Annotated in this window: 26 protein-coding genes; 8 read left to right on the plus strand and 18 right to left on the minus strand. The window is 37.3% G+C overall.

Annotated features, from left to right (window positions below; genetic code table 11):
• Positions 1 to 64 precede the first annotated feature (64 nt).
• From AC1RFD_RS11385 to AC1RFD_RS11395, 3 genes are all read left to right on the plus strand, one after another.
• On the plus strand, positions 65 to 1,474 hold the full coding sequence (locus AC1RFD_RS11385) for a LysM peptidoglycan-binding domain-containing protein (RefSeq protein ID WP_269897626.1): 1,410 nt from the start codon (positions 65 to 67) through the stop codon (positions 1,472 to 1,474).
• Between the two features lie 131 nt (positions 1,475 to 1,605).
• Positions 1,606 to 1,770, plus strand: a complete 165-nt coding sequence (locus AC1RFD_RS11390) for a YfhD family protein (RefSeq protein WP_004226371.1) — start codon at positions 1,606 to 1,608, stop codon at positions 1,768 to 1,770.
• A 12-nt stretch (positions 1,771 to 1,782) separates the two neighbouring features.
• Complete coding sequence (locus AC1RFD_RS11395; protein WP_004226369.1) at positions 1,783 to 1,974, plus strand: H-type small acid-soluble spore protein; 192 nt, start codon at positions 1,783 to 1,785, stop codon at positions 1,972 to 1,974.
• A gap of 45 nt (positions 1,975 to 2,019) precedes the next feature.
• Here the strand turns inward: AC1RFD_RS11395 and AC1RFD_RS11400 are convergent, their stop codons facing one another.
• Positions 2,020 to 4,164, minus strand: a complete 2,145-nt coding sequence (locus AC1RFD_RS11400) for a bifunctional diguanylate cyclase/phosphodiesterase (RefSeq protein WP_254660031.1) — start codon at positions 4,162 to 4,164, stop codon at positions 2,020 to 2,022.
• A gap of 198 nt (positions 4,165 to 4,362) precedes the next feature.
• Positions 4,363 to 4,890, minus strand: a complete 528-nt coding sequence (locus AC1RFD_RS11405) for an RNA polymerase sigma factor (RefSeq protein WP_492474913.1) — start codon at positions 4,888 to 4,890, stop codon at positions 4,363 to 4,365.
• 238 nt (positions 4,891 to 5,128) lie between these two features.
• Here AC1RFD_RS11405 and sspI point away from each other — a divergent pair, with 238 nt between their 5' ends.
• The gene (sspI, locus tag AC1RFD_RS11410) at positions 5,129 to 5,338 is read left to right on the plus strand and encodes a small acid-soluble spore protein SspI (protein WP_004226361.1); all 210 of its coding nucleotides are present in this window, start codon (positions 5,129 to 5,131) and stop codon (positions 5,336 to 5,338) included.
• A gap of 79 nt (positions 5,339 to 5,417) precedes the next feature.
• Complete coding sequence (locus AC1RFD_RS11415; RefSeq protein WP_492474914.1) at positions 5,418 to 6,797, plus strand: FAD-binding oxidoreductase; 1,380 nt, start codon at positions 5,418 to 5,420, stop codon at positions 6,795 to 6,797.
• Between the two features lie 47 nt (positions 6,798 to 6,844).
• Here AC1RFD_RS11415 and AC1RFD_RS11420 read toward each other — a convergent pair whose 3' ends face one another.
• The 9 genes from AC1RFD_RS11420 to argF all read right to left on the minus strand — a co-directional run bounded on the left by AC1RFD_RS11420 (position 6,845) and on the right by argF (position 14,655).
• Positions 6,845 to 7,357, minus strand: a complete 513-nt coding sequence (locus AC1RFD_RS11420; RefSeq protein ID WP_009373866.1) for a GNAT family N-acetyltransferase — start codon at positions 7,355 to 7,357, stop codon at positions 6,845 to 6,847.
• A gap of 15 nt (positions 7,358 to 7,372) precedes the next feature.
• Positions 7,373 to 8,086: an amino acid ABC transporter permease gene (locus AC1RFD_RS11425; protein ID WP_115674482.1), complete on the minus strand. Its 714-nt coding sequence runs from the start codon at positions 8,084 to 8,086 to the stop codon at positions 7,373 to 7,375.
• 12 nt (positions 8,087 to 8,098) lie between these two features.
• Positions 8,099 to 8,803 (minus strand): amino acid ABC transporter permease, encoded by a 705-nt coding sequence (locus AC1RFD_RS11430; RefSeq protein WP_048393635.1) that lies wholly within the window; start codon positions 8,801 to 8,803, stop codon positions 8,099 to 8,101.
• A gap of 24 nt (positions 8,804 to 8,827) precedes the next feature.
• The gene (locus tag AC1RFD_RS11435; protein WP_048393633.1) at positions 8,828 to 9,652 is read right to left on the minus strand and encodes a transporter substrate-binding domain-containing protein; all 825 of its coding nucleotides are present in this window, start codon (positions 9,650 to 9,652) and stop codon (positions 8,828 to 8,830) included.
• A gap of 20 nt (positions 9,653 to 9,672) precedes the next feature.
• A complete protein-coding gene (locus AC1RFD_RS11440; RefSeq protein ID WP_004226351.1) occupies positions 9,673 to 9,951 on the minus strand; it encodes a glutaredoxin family protein in 279 nt (92 codons plus the stop codon).
• A gap of 13 nt (positions 9,952 to 9,964) precedes the next feature.
• Positions 9,965 to 10,978 (minus strand): LLM class flavin-dependent oxidoreductase, encoded by a 1,014-nt coding sequence (locus tag AC1RFD_RS11445; protein WP_281216074.1) that lies wholly within the window; start codon positions 10,976 to 10,978, stop codon positions 9,965 to 9,967.
• A 45-nt stretch (positions 10,979 to 11,023) separates the two neighbouring features.
• Complete coding sequence (locus tag AC1RFD_RS11450) at positions 11,024 to 12,352, minus strand: LLM class flavin-dependent oxidoreductase (RefSeq protein ID WP_115674484.1); 1,329 nt, start codon at positions 12,350 to 12,352, stop codon at positions 11,024 to 11,026.
• Positions 12,353 to 12,495: 143 nt separating this feature from the next.
• Positions 12,496 to 13,392, minus strand: a complete 897-nt coding sequence (locus tag AC1RFD_RS11455) for a LysR family transcriptional regulator (protein ID WP_492474915.1) — start codon at positions 13,390 to 13,392, stop codon at positions 12,496 to 12,498.
• A gap of 297 nt (positions 13,393 to 13,689) precedes the next feature.
• Positions 13,690 to 14,655 (minus strand): ornithine carbamoyltransferase, encoded by a 966-nt coding sequence (argF, locus tag AC1RFD_RS11460; RefSeq protein ID WP_048393624.1) that lies wholly within the window; start codon positions 14,653 to 14,655, stop codon positions 13,690 to 13,692.
• A gap of 243 nt (positions 14,656 to 14,898) precedes the next feature.
• On the opposite strand from argF, the gene AC1RFD_RS11465 reads away from it, so the two are divergent.
• Complete coding sequence (locus tag AC1RFD_RS11465) at positions 14,899 to 15,345, plus strand: MarR family winged helix-turn-helix transcriptional regulator (RefSeq protein ID WP_054549962.1); 447 nt, start codon at positions 14,899 to 14,901, stop codon at positions 15,343 to 15,345.
• Between the two features lie 22 nt (positions 15,346 to 15,367).
• Positions 15,368 to 16,366 (plus strand): serine hydrolase domain-containing protein, encoded by a 999-nt coding sequence (locus AC1RFD_RS11470; protein WP_492474916.1) that lies wholly within the window; start codon positions 15,368 to 15,370, stop codon positions 16,364 to 16,366.
• A gap of 411 nt (positions 16,367 to 16,777) precedes the next feature.
• On the opposite strand, the gene AC1RFD_RS11475 is transcribed toward AC1RFD_RS11470, so the two are convergent.
• Complete coding sequence (locus AC1RFD_RS11475) at positions 16,778 to 17,866, minus strand: M42 family metallopeptidase (protein ID WP_492474917.1); 1,089 nt, start codon at positions 17,864 to 17,866, stop codon at positions 16,778 to 16,780.
• Positions 17,867 to 17,960: 94 nt separating this feature from the next.
• Positions 17,961 to 18,446: a dUTP diphosphatase gene (locus AC1RFD_RS11480; protein WP_492474918.1), complete on the minus strand. Its 486-nt coding sequence runs from the start codon at positions 18,444 to 18,446 to the stop codon at positions 17,961 to 17,963.
• A gap of 105 nt (positions 18,447 to 18,551) precedes the next feature.
• Here AC1RFD_RS11480 and AC1RFD_RS11485 point away from each other — a divergent pair, with 105 nt between their 5' ends.
• Positions 18,552 to 18,947: a hypothetical protein gene (locus tag AC1RFD_RS11485; RefSeq protein WP_004226335.1), complete on the plus strand. Its 396-nt coding sequence runs from the start codon at positions 18,552 to 18,554 to the stop codon at positions 18,945 to 18,947.
• Between the two features lie 23 nt (positions 18,948 to 18,970).
• Here the strand turns inward: AC1RFD_RS11485 and AC1RFD_RS11490 are convergent, their stop codons facing one another.
• The 5 genes from AC1RFD_RS11490 to thrS form a co-directional block, all read right to left on the minus strand.
• Positions 18,971 to 19,234, minus strand: coding sequence for a DUF1294 domain-containing protein (locus AC1RFD_RS11490; RefSeq protein ID WP_048393614.1), 264 nt, complete (start codon positions 19,232 to 19,234; stop codon positions 18,971 to 18,973).
• 146 nt (positions 19,235 to 19,380) lie between these two features.
• Positions 19,381 to 19,740: a 50S ribosomal protein L20 gene (gene rplT / locus AC1RFD_RS11495; RefSeq protein ID WP_004226314.1), complete on the minus strand. Its 360-nt coding sequence runs from the start codon at positions 19,738 to 19,740 to the stop codon at positions 19,381 to 19,383.
• A 57-nt stretch (positions 19,741 to 19,797) separates the two neighbouring features.
• On the minus strand, positions 19,798 to 19,998 hold the full coding sequence (gene rpmI / locus AC1RFD_RS11500) for a 50S ribosomal protein L35 (RefSeq protein ID WP_004226312.1): 201 nt from the start codon (positions 19,996 to 19,998) through the stop codon (positions 19,798 to 19,800).
• A 31-nt stretch (positions 19,999 to 20,029) separates the two neighbouring features.
• A complete protein-coding gene (infC, locus tag AC1RFD_RS11505) occupies positions 20,030 to 20,533 on the minus strand; it encodes a translation initiation factor IF-3 (RefSeq protein WP_016994853.1) in 504 nt (167 codons plus the stop codon).
• A 415-nt stretch (positions 20,534 to 20,948) separates the two neighbouring features.
• On the minus strand, positions 20,949 to 22,880 hold the full coding sequence (gene thrS, locus AC1RFD_RS11510) for a threonine--tRNA ligase (protein WP_288585724.1): 1,932 nt from the start codon (positions 22,878 to 22,880) through the stop codon (positions 20,949 to 20,951).
• Positions 22,881 to 23,174: the final 294 nt, after the last annotated feature.

Here is a 23,174-nt window from a genome sequence, read left to right on the forward strand (position 1 = left end):
AATACTCTTTTTCACACTTGAAACATATGATGCACTAATAACAACAACGTGTTGGAGGTGTTCTATGCTTATCCATGTGGTAAGTGCTGGCGAAACACTGTGGCAAATCGCTAATCGTTATGCTGTACCCGTACAATCTATTAGCCAATTAAATGCATTAGCTACTCCTGATCAATTAGCCATCGGACAATCACTGGTTATCCCTTCTCCTTATACAATTTATACCGTTCAAAAAGGAGATACGTTATGGTCAATCGCACAGAAATTTAGCGTTCCCTTGCAATCTATCATATTAGAAAATCATCTAACGAATCCCGATCAATTAACACCAGGAACGAAATTAATTATTCCACCCATTGTTCATATCGTGCAGCCAGGAGAAACTTTATGGCAAATAGCACAGCGCTATGGTACGACCGTTCAAGCCATTACTATAGAAAATAAACTAAACACTCCCAATATGCTTTATGTTGGTTCACAATTGATGATTCCAAGAAAATTACCAACGATTGAAGTCAATGCTTATTCCTACCAACCTTCAGATGAAGCTGTAGACTCCATTAATGCTATTGGTCATCTACTAACTTATTTTAGTCCTTTTGCTTATAAGATGAAGGAAGATGGGACATTACAGCCCATTAATGATGAAAATATGATAGCGGCAGCAAAGGCTAAACATATTATCCCAATGTTAACGCTCACTAATTTTACTTCTACAGAAGAAGGCTCTAATTTAGTACATGTCGTCTTGTCCAGTCCAGAGTTAAGTAAAAAGGTCATGAATAATGTATTACAGGTGATGCAAGATAAAGGTTATCAAGTATTAAATATTGATTTTGAAAATGTTTTACCTGCTGATCGCGAAAATTTCAATGCCTTTATTCAATTGGCTGTGGATACCCTTCATCCAAAAGGCTATTTAGTTTCAACAGCGCTCGCACCTAAAACAAGTGCTTCACAAACTGGGACATTATATGAAGCGCATGATTACGAAGCACATGGGAGAATAGCAGATTTTGTTGTATTAATGACATATGAATGGGGCTATCGTCTTGGCCCTCCACAAGCTATTTCCCCGATTAATGAAATGCGAAGAGTCGTGGAGTATGCTTTAACTGAAATACCAGCTGATAAAATCTTATTGGGTTTTGAGTTGTATGCGCGTGATTGGCTCCTACCTCATGTCAAAGGCCAAGAAGCCGAAACGTTTAGCCCCCAGGAAGCGCTCAATAGGGCCATCAAGTACGGGGCAACAATCCAATATGATCCAACGGCCCAATCTCCTTTTTATCGATATGTTGATGAGCAAGGAAGGCAGCACGAGGTATGGTTTGAAGATGCGAGAAGTGCACAAGCCAAATTCGACATGACTAAACATTACAATTTACGTGGCATTAGTTATTGGGCATTAGGATTCCCGTTTCCTCAAAATTGGGTTTTATTAAACGATAATTTTTCTGTTAAAAAATCTTAATACTCATTATTGTTCGCAATAAACAAAGAGCTATGCGAATTTTTCCTTGTGAAGTGCGATCTGTGCTGACGGGATAAAAAGTTCATTTCAAAGCCATATTAATTTATATCAACAGGAAAGGAGCAACTCACATGGGAAGAGACAATAAACAAGGTCAAAGCAATAATAAAGGCTCATTACCTCAAACGCCAAAAAACCAAAAGATTGCACCAAACAAGGTGAGTGAGGAATTTTCTCAAGAGTTTATGGAGCTAATTAACACAGTCACGCAAAATAAGAATAAGCAGAAAAAATAAGGGGGGCTTCAGTTGGATTTTCAACGTGCACAAGAAATTGTCGCCTCACCTTTAGAATTTGAAGTGAGCTATAATGGTGTTTCCATCTGGATCGATCAGCTCCACGATGATGAAAAAACAGCGACAGTTCACCTACGCCGTTCTTTAGAAGAGCGATCTGAAGTAGCTATATCCGAATTAAAAGAAGAATATCTCGTTCACTAAACAGCAAGAACCTGCTTACTCAATAGCAATAAGCAGGTTCTTTTTTTAAATACTATAATCTTCAATATATTGAAGTTGTGTTAATACTTCCTCCACACGATGATGTAAATCTTTATAGGTTTCCGTAATTTGCTGTGGGGATATTGGCTTACTGAATAGATAGCCCTGAATATAATCACAGCCACCATCTATTAGAAAAGATAATTGCTCCACTTCTTCAATGCCCTCTGCCACAACCTTCAAACGTAAATGTTTAGCCATCGAAATAATCATGGAAACAAGTGCTTCATCATTCGGATTATGTGGCACGTTTCTCACAAATGTTCGGTCAATTTTTAAACAATCAATTGGGAATTCCTTTAAATAAGATAGAGAGGAATAACCTGTTCCAAAATCATCTACAGCAATTTGGATGCCTAATGCCTTTAACTCATGTAATAGCTGTGTCATTTGATCAATATTCATCGTCATACTTTCTGTAATTTCTAATTGTAAAAATGACGGATCTAAATTGGTACGATGTAAAATATCTTGTACCATTTCTACTAAATCCTGTTGAAATAACTGGCCAAGTGATAAATTCACTGCCACTTTCATCGGAGGTAAGCCTTGTTTCTCCCATATTTTCGCTTGAGTGCATGCGTTTTCTAAAATCCATTTACCTAGCGGGATAATAAGGCCACATTCTTCAGCAATAGGAATAAAGACATCAGGTGGAACAAATCCCCGAGTTGGATGACGCCAGCGAACCAAAGCTTCGACCGATTCAATGGTGCCTGTTTTTAAGTTGACCTGTGGTTGATAGTCTAAATAAAATTCATTATTGGCTAACGCATTATGTAAGTCTTGCTCTAACAATATTCGATCTGCAATACCTTTAGACATGTATGGTTTATAAAAAAGAAATCTTTGAGGTATTTGTCTAGCTTCTCGCATCGCTAACTGTGCATGCATTAATAGCTCTTCACCAGTCCATTGCTCCTCATAAAGAGCAATCCCAATATTTAGACTGCCATTCAATGAAAATAATTGGACCTGTAAAGGATCTGCCATGGCACTTTTAAGATTTAAGCAAAATTGTAGTAGTTCCTCAATCGTCTTTACATGGTCAATATAAATAACAAATTGTCCTTCACGCAGTTTAGTTGCAAAATAATGTGGAGGTACAATCGATTGAATTCGCTCTGCAACAAGTTTCATCATTTTATTAGAGTTACTAATCCCAATGGACGAACGAATCGCCGCAAAGCGATCAATTTCTATGGCAATGATAGCCTTTTGCGCTTTATGTTCATGTAAATTTTCTTTTAACGTCTTAAGTAAAAAATGTTCATTTGGCAACAATGTAATATCATCATGATAAGCTTGAAATCGAAGCTCCTGTTGAGATTGTTCAAGATCCTTTTTTATTTTCAACAGCTGCTGAAAGGGTTTTTCCACAGATGTATAATAAATCGCCTTTAGGAAAAAATAGAATGCTAAAAACTGATAGATCAGTGCTGAGAAATCCCATATCGCATTTTGATCTTGACTAACAATAAAGAAGACATCACTCACAATAAGGGAAATAGCTGCGCTAATTAGCCACATGGAACGCTTTGGTAATTTTTTTACATATGTACTAACAATAGCAATGGTTAAAATTTGAAGAATAATAGCAATTAAGTGTACCATATTATCAATCGTATCTAACCAATTTTTAGGCAATACTTTGGGCGAATAATAAGCCAGAAAAACGCTTCCTAGAACGAAAAGCATCGAACAACCATATGTCAGTATCCGATGATTCATGGTTAATCGCTTTTTAGGGTTTAAAATAATAAGTATAAATCCAATGGCTAAGTATAAACGTATTAATATATGTAGGGGCTCGTTCATAAAGTTCCATTCTCTCGATTGGCTAAAAAACAAGCTAACTAATTCTAATAAGGCAATAATGAAAAACATGTTTCCTATGTATAAAGTTTGATTGGATAATAAGTGTGAAAATACTAAATAGGATTGGATCGCAATTGCCATTGTAAAAACAATGATTAATATTTGTATCACCAATTTTATATCTTGATACATGTTACCTTGGAAAACACCATATATTTGATTGCTAAAGCTCAGTAATGGTATGACAAGTAATAAGGGTAATACCATGTACCAAATTTCTTTTTTCTCTATCTGATTAAACCATCTCTCCACTCCAAACCCTCCATACTACTATATAAACATTCACTAGGAAATTTTATCTATCTATATCGATTATTTAAATTTGAATTGTATATTTCTTTGACTTCTTACAAATCATAACACTTTTATCGGAATTTGTATGCACCTATGTGAAGTATGCTAATATTCATTTTATTTCAATATTAGCATACTTTTGATATTTTTAGTTCTTTATTCCACCCTGGAAAGTTGATGTTTCAATCTCTGGATGATTCTACCTCTTCTTTTTTTAATAGCAACAGCGGATAAGCCTAATGCATTAGCTATTTCTTGATCACTGTAACCTTCTACATAATAAAGTAGTAATATTTCTCTTTCTATCTGCTTAAGCTGAGACAACTTAATTTCAAGTAAGCTAGGATTTTTTTGATTGTCCCATCCCTCCAAGTCACTAAGAATAAAATTGAGTGTTTCACCATCAACAACCGTTATTCGCTCTGAATAGTTTTTTTCCTTTGATAATTCATTTAGAATCTCACCTTTTATCGAAGAATAAAGATAAGCAGAAAATTGTCCCTTTGCTGGATCTGCTTTTAGCCATGCCCTCCATACCGCAATAGAAGCAATATGACGATAGTAATCAAAATCCTTGTAAATATGAAGCTGCGTAAAAATGGCTGTAATCATTGGTTGCACAGCCTCTAAAATTTCTTCAAAAGATTGTGTTAATGAAAGCTTGCGATTGTTGCGAATGGACATACCACTCTTCCTGTCAACTGTGCACAGTTTAATATTCCTAGGTAACACAATCTTAGACTGTCATGTTGTTTGAGAGCTAATGCCCATTTTCAACATTTCAGCGCGCAGAAAGAATAAAATGCCTGGCATATTTAGTCATAATTCCTCCAAAGTTATTGCAAAAATTATCTATTTTCTTTGGTATTTCATACATATTTAAACGATAGTTGGACAAATTACTACTAAGGAGGCGATATAGATGAATTTTCAAATAAGAGATGCAATTACAGCGAATGTACATGGTCAATCTGCCGCAGAATTCAAAGACATTGTGGAAGATGCTATTAATCGCGGAGAAGAGCATTTACTACCAGGGCTTGGGGTGTTTTTTGAAAAATGGTGGAAGCAATCCAGTCCATCAGAACAAGATGAATTTGTTCAAAAACTAGAAAAAGTATTTGCTAACTGATTTTTAATGAACTGTGCATTCCATTTCCAATAAATGCGTGATAAAGTTTTACTTATCAGAAAATTTTGGAGGGATTGGAATGACTGTTGCAGTAGAATTACTTGTCAATCAACTCAAACAGGTTTTATTAGAAGAACAAGTGTCAACAAACGAAACGGTACGACAGCTACATGGAAAGGATGAATCTCATCATATGATGAGATTACCTGATATCGTTGTCTTTCCCCGTTCCACAGCTGATGTCAGTGCCATCTTAAAAATTGCACATGCACAACGTGTACCAGTTGTACCATTCGGTGTTGGCTCCAGCTTAGAAGGAAACGCGATTCCTATTGCACATGGTATTTCTATTGATTTCTCTGAAATGAATAAGATTTTAGAAGTTCGACCTGACGACCTTCTTGTAAAAGTTCAGCCTGGCGTCACGCGCTCTCAACTGAATAAGGAGTTAAAAAAACACGGTCTACAATTCACAGTGGATCCAGGTGCAGATGCAACACTAGGTGGCATGGCTGCGACGAATGCTAGTGGTACGACTGCTGTGCGTTACGGTGTTATGCGTGATCAGGTTCGTGATTTAGAGGTTGTCCTTGCAGATGGCTCTGTCATCCATACAGGTAATTTAGCCGCGAAATCCTCTTCTGGTTATCATTTAAATGGTCTATTTGTCGGCTCTGAAGGAACACTTGGCTGCTTTACGGAGTTAACGTTAAAAGTGTATGGTATACCTGAATTTGTGACAGCGGGGCAAGCTGTTTTTGACACAGTTGGAGATGCTGTTAGTGCTGTTACCGCCTTATTACAGGCTGGTATTTCAATTGGTCGAGTGGAATTGGTCGATGAATCCTCTATGAAGCAGGCCAATGTCTATAACGATACATCCTTTAGCGAAAAACCAACATTGTTTTTAGAATTCCACGGAAACGAAGCGGGTATGCATGCGGACATCGCATTTGCTACAGAAATTTTTGAGGACTACAGCTGTCTATCCGTCGAATTCGAGCAAGATAATGCTGCTCGTAATAAGCTTTGGGAAGCACGACATTCTTTAGCCTATGCATATATTCATGCTTATCCTGGTAAGAAGCTCATGTCAACGGATGTCTGTGTACCAATCTCTGTGCTTGCTGAAACCATTTTATATGCACGAGAACAGCTTGATCATGTTGGACTCGCAGGTGGGCTTGTGGGCCACGTGGGCGATGGAAATTTCCATGCACTTTTAATGTTAAATCCAAATGACGCCGAGGAACAGGCAAAAGCGGATCGCTTCAATGAACAAATCGTGCAATATGCATTACTTCGAGGTGGCACATGTACGGGCGAGCATGGTGTTGGCATTGGCAAAATGAAATACCAAGCCACTGAACACGGTACCTCTTTAGTCGTCATGAAAAGCATAAAAGCAGCGCTTGATCCACTTAACATTATGAATCCAGGAAAGATTTTCACACTATAATTAACATTAAAACCCGCTGATTGACTAGAGCATCAGCGGGTTTATCATTATAAATCATAACGGAAGCTCTTGACTAATATATCTCCCTTGTAAAATTCCTTCGACTCATCTCGCACAAAACCTAATGATAAGTAAAGATTTATGGCAGCCTGCATCATATCACCTGAGTGTAAATAAAGTGCCTGATCCTGTCTTTTTCTAGCAAAGGCAAAACTTTCATTTAATAATTTCTTAGCAACCCCTTGTCCTCTTCCTTTTGGATGCACACCTAATAAGCGCACAATCGTCGATTGAATATTTAGCTCCGGCAAGCCATACGCTTTCCCTGCATCCGTAAATAGTTGTAATCCACCTAATATGTCATCTCCGCGTTTTGCAATTAGAATTGTTTCTGCATTCGGATTACCAACCGAAGCACGGATATCACTTAAATATGATTGCCAGCGCTCTGGGTCTTCATAGTCCTTTTCATATTGCGCATAGCTCTCAACTAAAACTTCAAGATAGCTTGCATAATCTTCCTCTTGTAAATGTTCAATCACAATGTTCGCTACTGTCACTCTAATTTCCCCTTTCTATGATGAAAAACCGCCTTTACTATAGGCTGTTACTCTTTTTTCAATACGGTGTGAAACCCATTCTACTATGATTGAAATTCCCCAATAAATAAGACCAACAGCAATAAATGACTCTAAAAACTTTAAGTTCATGGAAGCAATAATATTTGCCACACCGGTCAATTCTTTAATGGATAGGAAAAATGCTAATGATGTAGCATGTAAAAAACCAATAAAAACATTCGTCAAGTTGGGAATAGATTGCCCAAATGCTTGTGGTAAAATATAACGTCGCATCGCTTGAGGAAATGTTAATCCAATCGCATATGCTGCTTCTAATTGTCCTTTAGGTACAGCTAATATCCCTGAACGAATAATTTCTGAGACATAAGCCCCTGCACTAAGTGTTAAGGCTAGTATGACAAAAAATAAAATAGGAATAGAATTTGATTGTATCTTTAAATGAAGCAAATTAGCTACACTATCAACTAGCATTGGCAAGCCAAAATAAACGAGCATGATATGCATAATGATAGGTGTTCCTCTGAAAAATGAAACATAAAAATTAAGTACAGATGAGACTATTTTTATCTGTTGAATGCGCACGAAAGCTACAATTATGCCAATAACGATTCCTAATAAAACAGGTGTAATAGTCATGAATAAGGTTAACGGTATTACTTTACTAATTTCTCGTAATGCTTCTACTATAAAAGCGATATCAATGGTCATAGCATATTCCCCCTATTGTGAAGCAAGCTCCTTTGGCATATAGCGATTAAAATAGCGTTCATTAAATTTAAATACTTTTTCAAGGATTATCACGATGACATAGTAAACAATTGACAAAGCTACATAGATTTCAAACGCTCGTGTCGTAGAAGCAATCAAGGTTTCTCCCCTCCCCACCATATCCATTACACCGATGGAGAATGCTAACGATGTATCTTTTAATGAACTAATCATTGTATTTGCTATATTTGGAAAAGCAACACGTATTGCCTGTGGAAAAACAATTCGCATAAAAGCCTGTGATCCACTTAAGCCTACTGAATAGGCCGCCTCCATTTGACCCCGATCAACGGTTAAAATTGCTGCACGAAATATTTCGGCAAAGGCTGCCGCATTGCTGAATGTGTACGTAATAATAACAAAATACATTGCATCCATTCGTGTCACATCAATATGAATGAGCTTTAACAATGCGGGTATACCGTAAAATACTAAGAACAACTGCACTAAAATGGGTGTACCACGAATAAAGGATATATAGATTGTAATAATTTGCTTCAATATCGGTATGTGAAGTAGCTTTGGTATGGCTAGCACAATCCCAAGCATCATACCAAAAAGTATGGAGAATACTAGAATCTCGAAAGTTATGGGTAAATACTGAAGCAATGTTGGAAGTACTCTCGCAATTAGCACGACATCAAAGTTATTTTCCATACTGCCATCTTCCTTTCCTGTTCATTAGAAGTCTACTGTATAATCATCACCCAACCACTTTTTACTAAGCTCACTCACTACCCCCTCATTCTTTAATTCAACGATCGCTTCATCTAAGCGCTCCTGTAACTTCACTTCATCTTTATTGAGTAAAAAGTAGACCTTTGAATTTAATAATGCATCACCTACAACCTTTTGCTGCGCCTCATTGCTTTCGTTATAGTATCGAACAGCAAACGGTGTGGTAATAATGGCATCAATTCGTCCCGTTGCAAGTTGATTATTAACATCGACAGAGCCAGAAGAATAAACGATATTTGCTCCTAAATTATGCTCTTTATTATACTTTTCAATAAAAACAGCAGAATTACTTGTTGGTGAAACACTCACATTTTTCCCTTTTAAATCCTCAATGGATTGAATTGCATTATTTTTCTCGTTGACTGTCACCTTTAATGGGAAAACATTATACGGCTCTTTATTAAATAAAAACTTCTCTTCACGCTCACTATTAACTTCCATTTGATGGGCAATAAAATCTATTTTTCTTGTTTCTAAACTTAGTAATAAATTGGAGAATTCCATTGTTTTAAATTCAAACTCATATTCTGGTAGCTTCTCATCAATTGCACGAACAAGCTCTACATCATAACCAGTTAAATTTCCCTTGTCATCTAAAAAACAGATGTTTGGAAACTGAGTTCCCGTACCAACTATAATTTTTTGAACATCCTTGCCACTCTGTGCTGTTTTTTGAGCACTTGCGTCACCAACTGTTTTTTCTGAGTTTGCACACGCAGTTAATAGCGCTGCTAGCACAAGTAGCAAATAAAATGATATTTTTTTCATAAGATTCCTCTCTCCTTCTGTCATGCATATGAGGGTAGATTCACAGCAAGTGCCTTCTGTAGATGCTCTAAACCAATTGCTGTTACGGCTCTATAGATACCTGTTTCACTTGAACCAATTTCTACAACGGGTACATGTCGAACACCATACTTTATATCAAGGATGTCTCTAAAATTATCATTAGACGTGACATCAACTGTTTTGTAGGAAATATGTCGTTCTTGTAGATATGCTTTTATTTCCTCGCAATAACTACAACCTTGCTTCGACCAAATGATTATATCTAAACTTTTTGTCATATCATGACCTCCCTTAGATTACCTTCACCTTTTGCTGTAACTGCAAATGGACAGGACTTAAAAGCTCAAACGAACGTTGACGTTCAAATTCCTTCAAGATGGGCGTATGCAAAATAAATTCATCAATTTGGAATCGTACATGGTAGTCATCTAAATTGGCTCTAATGTCTTCTGCTGTACCGTATAAAATATCGGCCTCATACTGTTCCACTGTATATTCCTCTCCAGATTCCTGACCAAATTTCTCTGCTTGCTCTACTGATTGTAGCGTCAGGCTTCTGCCACTTGCTAAATGCACCTTTGTAATTTTTTGATCTCCTATTAGCTCTTTCGCTTCCTCTTTACTTGGAGCAGCAAGTGCAGCAATGGAAATCGCAAAAGTGCCGTTTGGATGATGACTGCGATAGATTCTAGCCGCTTGCGCCAAAACATCATTATCACTATTAATAAATCGAGCAAAGACAAATGCAATGCCTAGTTTTCCTGCAAGAGCAGCACTTTCAGGGCTAGCGCCAAGCAAAAATAATGTCGGCTTTGCCTTTGGAATCGGCGTTGCTTGTATGCCATATAATTCGTGCTCTTTTGGTATGGATTGCTCAATTAATTGCTGTAAAAATATTAGTCTCTCTTCAAAATCTTCCCCTTGATTGAGTGTGCCATATTGTAGAGCCTTCGTGGAAAGTGGCAAGCCACCAGGGGCTTTACCGATTCCTAAATCTACGCGTCCCGGCTCCAATGATGCTAGAACATGGAAATTTTCGGCTACTTTATAGGGGCTATAATGCTGTAGCATAACCCCACCTGATCCAATTTGAATGGATTTGGTTTTAGCAAGTAAATAAGAAACCAATACTTCTGGAGAAGAACCTGCTAATGACTCTGTATGATGATGCTCCGATACCCAAAAACGTGAATAGCCTAACTGCTCAGCTCGTTGTGCTAAAGCCACCGTTTTTTGTAATGTTTGTTCATTGCTTGCTCCTTCAATAATAGGGCTTTGATCTAATATGCCTAATGTATAACTCATATAACCCCTCCTAATTTCTTTTATTCAAATAAACTTACTAGGTTTTTAGACAGACTGTTTAACATAGCGACTTTCCTTGAATGGTAAACCTAAATTCCCACGCAAAGTATCTGCCTCATAATCTTTACGATATAGCCCTCTTGCTTGTAAAATTGGCACTACTTTATCAACAAAATCTTCAAGAGCACCAGGTACTGTCACGCCAATAATAAAACCATCTGCTGCTTCCTTTTCAAACCATTCTTGTACAAGATCTGCTACTTGCTCAGCTGTCCCAAAAAAGGCTGTTTTTGGTGTCGCCTCGCGTAAAGCGACTTGACGTAATGTCAGACCCTCCTGCTTAGCATAACGTTTAATATAATCGGTTGTGCTTCTAAAGCTATTGGCTCCAATATCCCCTAGATCAGGAAACGGTGCATCCACATCGTATTGGGTAAAATCATGATGGTCAAAGTAACGTCCAAGATAAGCAAGAGCACGGTCTATGGAAACTAACTCAACAATTTCTTGATATTTCGCCTCTGCTTCCTCCACCGTATCGCCAATAATTGGTGATATACCTGGAAAAATCTTTACTTCTTCGGGATTTCGTCCAAATGTTGCCACCTCTTTTTTTACTCTCGAGTAAAATTTCTGTGCCTCTTCAATAGATGCCCCATGTGTGAAAATGGCATCTGCATCTTTTGCAGCTAATCGAATGCCTGCATCAGACGACCCAGCCTGGAAAATAACGGGCTGGCCTTGCTTTGTTCGACCAATATTGAGTGGTCCTTGGACTGAAAAATATCGCCCTTTATGATGTAATGTGTGTAATTTTTCTGGATCAAAAAATTGATCTTTGTTGACATCTGCAATAAACGCATCATCATCCCACGAGTCCCATAAGCCTTGGACAACCTCTAAGTATTCTTCCGCAATGAGATAGCGTTCTGCATGGCTAGGATGTTGGTCGATTGTTTTGTTATAGTTCAAAGCAGTACTTTCTAATGGTGTCGTTACAACATTCCATCCAGCACGCCCAGCACTAATATGATCTAATGAAGCGAATTGGCGTGCTACTGTAAATGGTTCGCTATAGGAAGTTGAGACTGTTCCAACTAACCCAATGTTTTTCGTCGCTACTGCTAAAGCCGATAAGATTGTAATAGGTTCAAATCGATTTAAAAAATGAGGGATGGATTTTTCGTTAATAAATAAACCATCCGCAATAAATGCTACATCAAATTTTCCCTGCTCTGCTTTCTGAGCCTGCTGAATATAGAAAGGTAAGCTTACACTTTGATTGCTCGCCACCTTTGGATGACGCCAACCAGAAATATTTCCTCCTACCCCATGAATAATTGCTCCAAATCGAATTTTATCCTGTCTAGCCATGTCAATTCCTCCTCAATCTTTATTTTACTAAACATAGTGGTTAAGTATGTTTTGTTGGATTGAGAATGATATTACCGTTCCTTTAGACGATATGCAATAGGTACAGTAATAGAAAAAATTTTATGTGGTGATAAAATTTTTTATCAATACGTGTCTCCTATGCTTTCAAAATATTTAGCTGTTTCACAAATTGTCTGCCAAAAGGCTGATGGCAACGTCTCTTTCTCTTTATAGGTTAAAAATATATGTTGATTCATATCCAGCAAATGCTTAACGTCTATCTCCACAAATTCACCGCTTTCCAGTTCCTTTTTAATGCATAGATGTGGTAAAAAGCTTAGATAGTCTTTTGTCCGAATAAACTCTTTGGCAACTTCTAAATGATCTGTTCGTACCTCAATATTGGCTGCTACTCCCTCTACCTCGAACATTTTATGCACATAATTCCAATCAAACGCGCCACATTCAAAAAACACCATTTTCTGTTGAGCTAATTCTTTTGCTTGAATAAGTTCATTTAGTTGTAATGGGTGATCACGGTGTTTGACAAGTTTCACTGTATTGTTCAATAAAAGCTCGTTCTCTATGTCATCCCCATGTACATATTGAATAAACCCTAGATGAATTTGGTGGCTTTGTAGCTTTTCTAAAATGTTTGTTGTGGAACCTGTAAATAATTGAAAACGCAAATAAGGAAATTGCTCTTTCCATTTAGGCAATGCATAGGCTAAAAAATACTGGGCTGTTACACCGTTTGCACCAATACATACCTCATCGGTCTCCTGCGTTTCTTCTAATTGCTTCTTTCCTTGCTGAAATGTTTGCACAATTTGCGTGGCAAATGGTAAAAAATCTTTCCCTTTCTCTGATACGCTCACACTCCTTCCATCTCGGTAAAATAACTCAACACCTAGCTCTCGTTCTAATGACTTAATACGTGCAGTTACAGTCGGCTGTGAAAGAAATAATGCATTGGCTGCTTTATGGATACTTTTGTAATGGACAACATATAAAAATGCCTCGATATGGTCTATATTCACGAGGAGTTCACTCCTTCATTACTTATTTAACCTATTATATAAATAATTCCTTATATTCTCTATAACTTATAAGAAAACCATGTTTTATATTTTTGACAAAGAAAAAAAGTAACCTAGCGTCTCCCAGGTTACTTTACTATGTAGCGATGTAGCCATCCATCTTGACAACAAACATCGCACGTGGTGAACATCCCTCTGTCTGCCTACCACTTTTATGTTATTCACATGAACACCCTCTGTTGTCCATGTAAACTCTATCTATCGTACTTCTCAACTCGAGAAAGCATATGTCTCAATTTAAGCTAAAATCGATGCTAATACAGCTTTTTGAGCATGCAATCTATTTTCGGCTTGCTCAAAGATGTAAGAATTAGGTCCGTCAATAACTGAAGTCGCAACCTCTTCCTCACGATGTGCTGGTAAGCAATGTAAGAACATATAATTTGGTTTTGCATAGGCTACTAGCTCATCATTAATTTGATAGCCAGCAAAATCTTGTAAACGTTTTGCTGTTTCTTCCTCTTGACCCATAGATGTCCAAACATCAGCATAGACGACATCTGCATTTAATACTGCTTCAACAGGATCATTCGTGATCATAATCGTACTGCCATTTGCTGCCGCAATGGCCTGTGCTTTAGCGATGACTTCCCCATCACATTCATACCCTACAGGTGTCGCAACAGCTACATTCATGCCAACGTGTGCTGAAGCTACTACGAGTGAGTGTGCTACATTGTTGCCATCACCTACATAGGCAATTTTAAGTCCTTTTAACATGCCTTTATTTTCTGCAATCGTCTCTAAATCAGCTAATGCCTGGCAAGGATGATAAATATCCGTTAATCCATTGATGACAGGGATTGCTGCATGCTCTGCAAGCTCTTTTACCATTTTGTGAGAGTTGGCGCGAATCATAATGCCATCTAAATAGCCAGATAATACATGCGCTGTATCGTAAATTGATTCACCACGACCAATTTGCAAATCACGCGCATGCATAAACATGCTTTTCCCACCTAATTGATTCATACCAACTTCAAATGAAATACGTGTACGAGTTGAATGTTTTTCGAAAATCATGCCAAGCGTTTTACCTTCTAGTAATCTTGGACATTTCCCCTCTTTTGTAATCATCTTAAGCTGTGTTGCTAATTCAATAAGATCCTGGACCTCTTGACTTGTATAGTCTAGCAAAGTTAGTAAATCTTTTCCCTTTAAACTAGACACTAACTTTAACTGTACTTCTTCGAGTAATTTCATAGCCTTCGCTCCTTATATCGTTGCTGTTGAAATTAGTATAACATGCATAAATATAAAATCAACTGAATTTTTATAATTAATCTTAATTATTATTCATTTGTTATTAAATGTGTCAAAAATTCGTCAAATCGAATATTTATACATGTTTTCTTTTTTTACTAAACATTCATATTCTTAAATAATTGCATTATAGTTTATATATATTTATAATTAATATGCATTAACTATTGAGGCGGTGAAAAAATGGAAAAAGAGCTGATACAGCTGGTCAAAGAGCTGAACCAAGTAGAATATGAAACAAATGTGATGCTAACAGAAGAATTCTCCACCCTATTAGATGAAACATTAACTACAAAGCAGGCACTATTTTTAAGTCTTCTTCAAACACATGGCCCTTTGCAAACCTTCGAATTAGCAAAGTTGATGGGGACATCTGCTAGTGCTGTAAGTCAATTAGTAGGAAGATTAGAACAGGAGAGCTTTATAAAAAGAACCATAAATCAAAAGGACCGTAGAGAGATCATCATCGAGTTAGATACGCGGGGCTTTGATTATTTTCAAAAACAGGAAGAAATTGAACTAGCCATTATCAATAAATACTATTCACAGCTCTCTAAAGAGGATTTACTGCAATTAAAAGAAATATACACGAAACTCCATGCTATCGTCTCTAGCGATCAAAAAAATTAGAGATTGAAAAGGAGGAATATTTGTGGATTTAAATGATTTAAAAAAGGATATTTTTAAAATTGCTTATCCTTACGTAAAGACTCGTCCGAATGTAATCCTATCCATTGGTGTTATTTGTCGTAATCTAGATGCTGCTTTTATATTCAACGGCTCAAATGTCACATATGATAAAAAACCCTATGTCTATGAAATTGGGTCAATCTCTAAAGTTTTAACAACATCCATGTTTGGGGAAATGATTCAAGAAGGAATCGTGAAGATAGAAGATTCTATCGCCAAATACTTTTCTGAAATTCCCGATAATCACCCTGTAACTTTGAGGCATTTGTCAAATCACACATCTGGTCTACCGGGAATTGGTGTTCTGAAGAACATCTATAATCTTTTTGATAGCCAAACGCCTCGTGACCCCTTTTGTCCCTACTCATTGAATGAGGCAATACAGTATTTTAAAACCCATACCCAGGAGCCTAAAGTTAAGTTTAGATATTCTAATGTAGGAATGGGCCTTTTAGGATATTTATTAGCAAATGAACTTCACACTGACTTTGAAACAGCCATTACTCGTAGAATCGTAGAACCTTTAAATTTAACGAATACCTTTATTTCTATCCCCCCCTCTAAAGAAAATACCGTATTGAAGGGATATTCTGTTCGGGGACATAACAAGCCCCCACTTGAAATGAATGAATTTATGGCAGCTGGCGCTCTACGATCCACTGTTGATGATTTATTAAAATTTTTAAAAATACACATTGGCAATCAAAATTCAGGCTATCTATTAACACATCAAGCTACTCATACTATTTCAAAAGATGTAAGCATCGGATTAGGATGGGTACTTGAAGACGATATTATTTGGCATAACGGATCAACGAAAGGCTTCTCTAGTTATCTAGGATTTAATAAAAAACAGCAAACAGGTGTCGTGATTCTATCCAATTATCGATCCTCTATACTAGCAACAAACCCTCTTGAAATGGGGAAAAATATTCTACAGCTTTTGCAAAATTCTTTATAGCGAAAATGGGGTGTTTCTTGAATGGTATAAACGGGAATACCCTATTCTTCACAAGAACTACTTGTAGCTCCTATACATAGCTTGAAACCTGTCAACCTTTACTCATTCTTAATAGTTCTATGCTTGTTAAACGCTTCTAGAAGCTAGCAATGATTCTTGTCATAAGCTAACTTAACATGGGCTGTTGCTCAGCACAGCAACTATCAATTTACTTGCAGATATTTTCCATTAACCTACAAATTAATACTTCTCTATATTTTGATTTCTATAAGAGTCTTACTCACTAATAAGAATGGGACTTGTGTTTATAATTACTATTCATATTAGCAAGTCTAATTGTCTTGGAATGAGTAAAAAAGCCTCCTAACATTTTGTTAGAAGGCAAAATCATGCTATATCTATTTAGCAGTATCAGTCAAAAGTAATTTTATTGACTGCATCACGGTCTAATTTTTTAATGACTTCTACCATTAATTTAACGGCATTATCATAATCATCACGATGTAGGATACCTGCATGTGAATGAATATAGCGTGTTGCAATACCGATTGATAGTGCTGGTACACCATTTGCTGTTACGTGGATGGAGCCAGCATCTGTACCACCGCCAGCCATCGCTTCAAATTGATATGGAATATTGTGCTCATCTGCTACATCTAATACGAATTCACGTAAGCCACGATGTGAAACCATAGATGCATCATACACAACGATTTGAGGGCCTGCACCCATCTTACTCGTTGATTCTTTTGCTGTAACTCCAGGAGTATCTCCTGCTACACCTACGTCCACTGCAAATCCAATATCTGGTTGGATTTTATGTGTAGCAGTTTTTGCACCGCGAAGTCCAACTTCTTCTTGTACATTCCCTACAGAATAAAGAATATTAGGGTGCTTTTCATTTTGTAACGATTTCATAACATCAATCGCGATTGCACAGCCGATACGGTTATCCCAAGCTTTAGCTAATAGATACTTATCATTTTTCATTACATTAAATTCAAAGTACGGTGTTACCATATCGCCAGGACGTACGCCCCACTCAAGTACTTCATCTTTAGAAGCTGCACCAATATCAATAAACATATCTTTAATGTCTACTACCTTATTACGTACATCCGCAGGTAAAATATGAGGTGGCTTTGAACCAATAACCCCAATCACTTCATCGCCCTTACGTGTAGTAATCGTTACACGCTGTGCAAGCATAACTTGGCTCCACCAGCCACCCACTGTTTGGAATTTGATAAAGCCTTTGTCATCAATTTGTGTAACCATGAAGCCTACTTCATCTAAATGTCCTGCTACAACAATTTTAGGACCGTTTTCATCGCCAACTTTTTTAGCAATGACACTACCTAAGTTATCTGTTTCTACAGTATCTGCATATGGTGCAATGTATTTTTTCATGACCTCACGCGGTGCACGTTCATTACCTGCGATACCATTCGCATCTGTTAAATCTTTAAACATTTGTAATGTTGGATCTAGTTGTGTCATCCTTTTGCCTCCTACTTCTTGTATCTATTTTATTATACTTCGTTTACCGAAATATTCCTAGCTTAATCGTCTGAAAATTGGTGTATTTCTTAATTTAATAACCTGAACGCTGCCGATGATAATTTTCTTGATTTTTTTCAAGATAAGCACCAACTACATCCTCAAATGTAAAACCGAGATTATACGCTATTAATCCATAGTATTGCCAAATAGCTAAATAACGCTCCTCTGTAGGTTGATGAATAAATGCTAAAATAACACTTTGTGTTTCTAAAAAAGTAGCTGTTAAATCTTTGTTTTCTTCTACGAAAGGCCACATGTCAATCGATGTATAGCCCTTTAATAAGCCAAGAGATAAGATAAAATGAATCGAATCTACATATTCTTCTAAAATGACTTCACGTGCCGATGGTCCCTTTGTGCTCCAAAATTTAAAGCAACGTGTTTCATTAGCAAGCTCAGCTAGTTCCACTAGTAAGGCTAAGCCCTTTTCCTGAAACACATCTTGCTGAATATTTTGTGTTTGCTCGATAAAATCATCAAGCTCTTTTTGCATGGTAAACAATTGTTGTAAATTCATTTTTTTCTCCTAAATTTCTAAAAAATTTTTTATAAAAAGTGAAACTATTTGACCCTTCTAACCGTATAGGAAAGAATAACCTTTCTTCAAGGGGGAAATTTAAACATGTTGCCGTTACTAATTCGACTTGCTGTAATAGCGCTTATTATCTATGTATTTTACAAAGCGATTCGTTATATAACTGATCCTAAACGCAAACTTGATGAAGCCTATGAAAAAGGCCAGTATTATTTCTATGATGACGTTAAAAATGTCCGAAAAAATTTCTTTATTTCCTATAAGGGTGCTCTTTTTGAAGGTGAAAAATACCTAGGCACAACAGAGGATGCATTTGAGGTTGTAACCATTTTCGTTGGTGCGCGCGATGCTGCAACATTACAAGGCTTCAGCAAAAGCGACTTTGAATATTTGCAGCAAGAAATATTATTGAACTATCCAAGCGCCAAAATCAATTGGAAGCAGCCCATTGAACAGCTTATGCGAAACACATCCCCATCATGAGGATGTGTTTTAATTATTCTCATTTATGTCCAGAGCTGCACAATGATAAAAATTTGTATGGCTGCTAGTAGGGGAAAACCAAATGCAAAACGATTATGACGTGTTTTGTGGCGGAATAAATACATACCCAATACACCCCCAGCTGCCCCTCCTGCTATGGCTAGTGTAAATAATGTACGCTCTGCTATACGCCATTCATGATTCTTTGCGCGTGATTTATCCATCCCCATTAAAATGAGCAATACAATTGATACAATGCTCATATAAGCTAATAATGCTTGTCCCATTTCTTACTCCTTTAAAACCGTGATACTATTAATCTAACACAAAAAAGACTGATGGAAAAACCCATCAGTCTTTTTATTGCACTTATGATATTTTACACCTGTCGCTTAGCTTTCGGTGCAGAAATAATAGTGAATGTTGTCAGCTATTATTTAGCTACTGCTTTTTTAGCAGCGTCTGCTAATTGAGTGAATGCTGCAGCATCAGTTACTGCAAGGTCAGCTAACATTTTACGGTTAACTTCAATACCAGCAACTTTTAAACCGTGCATTAAACGGCTATAAGAAAGACCGTTCATACGAGCAGCTGCGTTGATACGAGTGATCCATAATTTACGGAAATCACGTTTTTTCTGACGACGGTCACGGTATGCATATTGACCTGATTTCATTACTGCTTGGTTAGCAACTTTGTATAATGTATGTTTTGAACCATAGTAACCTTTAGCTAATTTCAATACTTTTTTACGACGTTTGCGCGTCACTGTTCCGCCTTTTACGCGTGGCATATGAATTACCTCCTGCTTTTCATTAAAAAATGAATGTTAGTATTTTTTTGTAGTCAATTATTTCATGTAAACAAGTAAAGATTTGATGCGTTTGAAGTCACCAGATGATACGATGTTCGCTTTACGTAGGTGACGTTTTTGTTTCGTAGATTTGTTTGCGAATAAGTGGCTTCCATAAGCACGGTCGTATTTTAATTTACCTGAACCCGTTTTTTTGAAACGTTTCGCAGCTCCACGGTGAGTTTTCATTTTTGGCATGTCGAATTCCTCCTAAACTGTTCGTCTAATATTATTTCTCGTTCTTTGGTTGAAGAACTAAGAACATGCTTCGGCCTTCCATCTTCGGTTTTTGTTCTACCGTTGATACTTCAGCACAAGCTTCAGCAAAACGATCTAACACACGTTGACCAATCTCTTTGTGTGTGATCGCACGACCTTTGAAACGTAGGCTACATTTTACTTTATCGCCTTTTTCAAGGAATTTAATCGCATTACGTAACTTCGTTTGGAAATCATGCTCATCGATTGTTGGGCTCAAACGAACCTCTTTCATTACGATGACCTTTTGATTTTTACGAATTTCACGGTCTTTCTTTTGCTGTTCAAACTTAAATTTACCATAGTCCATGATACGAGCGACTGGCGGCTTGGCTTGAGGGGCCACAAGGACAAGATCCAAGTTTACACGAGCGGCGATTTCTAGCGCTTCATTACGTGTCTTTACACCAAGCTGGTCACCATTGTGATCGATTAATCGAAGTTCACGTGCGCGAATGCCTTCGTTTACATACATGTCTTTGCTAATAGTAATCCACCTCCAAGTAGTTGTCGCGAATACATGGTTTGGGCAAAGCCTTGCCCGGTTGAACGGTACATCCTCTCGTCATGTCCATAAAAAAAGGACGGACATTTTTGAAGATGTCCGCCCGCTATATGTGCATGCGCAAGTCTACGCAAAACAATTCAACGTGTCATACCTGTTCACAGCCTTTAAAGCGTTGTATCAGGTGAGAAGCGGGCAGCCTCTACTTCAACCACAAACTTTGTATTCATTAACCTTAATTATATTAGCATGTATATGATAAGCTGTCAAATATTTATTTTCTTATCAGTGCTAACATAACCAAAATGAAGCTATTCTATACAAATGCAAGATTTATTTTATACAGAAACCCTCACTTTGGCAAGCAAGGGTTTCTCGTTGAAGCTTATTTTGTAATTTCTGCTTTAATAGCTGCTAGGAAATCCTCAAAGCTAATTGTTTCGGAATCTTTCGAGCCATAACGTCGCACATTTACGCCATTTGCCTCTACCTCTTTATCCCCGATAACAAGCATATAAGGAATCTTTTTCATTTGTGCTTCACGGATTTTATAGCCTAATTTCTCTTCACGATCATCCATTTCGACACGTAAACCAGCCGCTGTAAGTTGCTCTTCAATTTGCTTTGCATAGTCGAAGTGAGCTTCATTCGATACTGGAATAACTTCAACTTGTACTGGTGCTAACCAAGTTGGGAATGCTCCTTTGTATTCTTCAATTAAGAAGGCAACAAAACGTTCCATTGTTGATACAACACCACGGTGGATAACAACTGGACGATGAGGCTTACCATCTTCCCCAACATAAGTTAGGTCGAAGCGTTCTGGTAATAAGAAGTCTAATTGAACTGTAGATAAAGTCTCTTCTTTACCAATCGCTGTTTTTACTTGAACGTCAAGTTTAGGACCATAGAATGCAGCCTCACCTTCCGCTTCAAAGTAGTCTAAGCCAAGTTCATCCATTGCTTCTTTTAGCATACTTTGTGCTTTTTCCCACATTGCATCATCATCGAAGTATTTCTCAGTATCTGCTGGGTCGCGATAAGATAAACGGAATGAGTAATCATTAAGATCGAAATCTTTATAAACCTCTAAAATTAACTGTACTACTTTTTGGAATTCCGCTTTAATTTGATCTGGGCGAACAAAAATATGGGCATCATTTAATGTCATCCCACGAACACGTTGTAAGCCTGAAACAGCCCCTGACATTTCGTAACGGTGCATTGTGCCAAGCTCTGCAATACGCAATGGTAGGTTACGATATGAATGCATGCTGTTTTTGTACACCATCATATGGTGAGGACAGTTCATTGGACGCATAATTAATGTTTCATTATCCATTTCCATTGGTGGGAAAATTGAATCTTGATAATGATCCCAGTGACCAGAAGTTTGATAAAGCTCTTTAGAACCTAATACTGGTGTATAAACGTGCTTATAGCCAAGTGATAATTCTTTATCGACAATATAACGTTCAATAACACGACGAATTGTTGCACCATTTGGTAACCAAAGTGGTAAACCTTGGCCAACCTTTTGGGAAGTTGTAAACAGTTCTAATTCTTTTCCGATTTTACGGTGATCACGTTCTTTTGCTTCTTCTAGCATTTGAAGGTGGTGTTTTAATTCCTCTTTTTTGAAGAACGCTGTACCATAAATACGTTGTAACATTTTGTTATCAGAGTTCCCTCTCCAGTAAGCACCCGCTAATGATAAAAGCTTGAATTCACGAAGTTTACCCGTAGATGGTACGTGGATACCACGGCAAAGATCAAAAAACTCGCCTTGATAATAAATAGATACTTGCTCATCTGCAGGAATGGCTTCAAGTAATTCTAATTTATACTCATCGCCAATTTCTTCATAAAGGGCTTGTGCTTCTGCACGGCTTACATTTTTGCGTTCTACCTCAAGGTTTTCAGCAATAATTTTCTTCATTTCTTTTTCAATGGCTGGTAGATCTTCAGCAGTGATTGGTGTTGGTGAGTCGATATCATAGTAGAAACCACCTTCAATTACTGGACCAATACCAAGCTTTACATCTGGGAATAGACGTTTAATAGCTTGCGCTGTTAAATGGGCAGTTGAGTGACGTAAAATTTCAAGTGCTGCCTCATCATCTTGTGTAATGATTGCAATTGTTGAATCCTCTTCAATTGGTGTTTTTAAATCTACTAACACACCATTAATTTTACCTGCATACGCTTTTTTCCGTAAGCCAGGGCTAATAGATAATGCTACGTCATCAGTTGATGTGCCTTTTGCAAATTCCTTTACAGCGCCATCTGGGAAAGTTAATTTAATCATTTCTGACATATCCTTTGCACTCCTTTGTTTTTGATAAATACATAATGCTTGATGATTGGCTGGAGCAATGTTTGTGTGACTCTACGGCTTGGTTTGAGCGGAGTCATTGCTTTTTTAAGCATTTCTCTGTTCAATCGGAGCGGCATCTTCATGTTTCTGAGCGGTTTCTTACTCTCTATGAGCGAATTTACCACTTTCGCGAGCGACTTATCTCCCTATATGAGCGGATCCACCACTATTTCAATGAAATCTAAGAAAAATAAAAAAAGCTCCATCCCTCACAAAAGGGACGAAGCGTATGCT

This window comes from Lysinibacillus sp. GW823-FHT02G10, assembly GCF_058797135.1.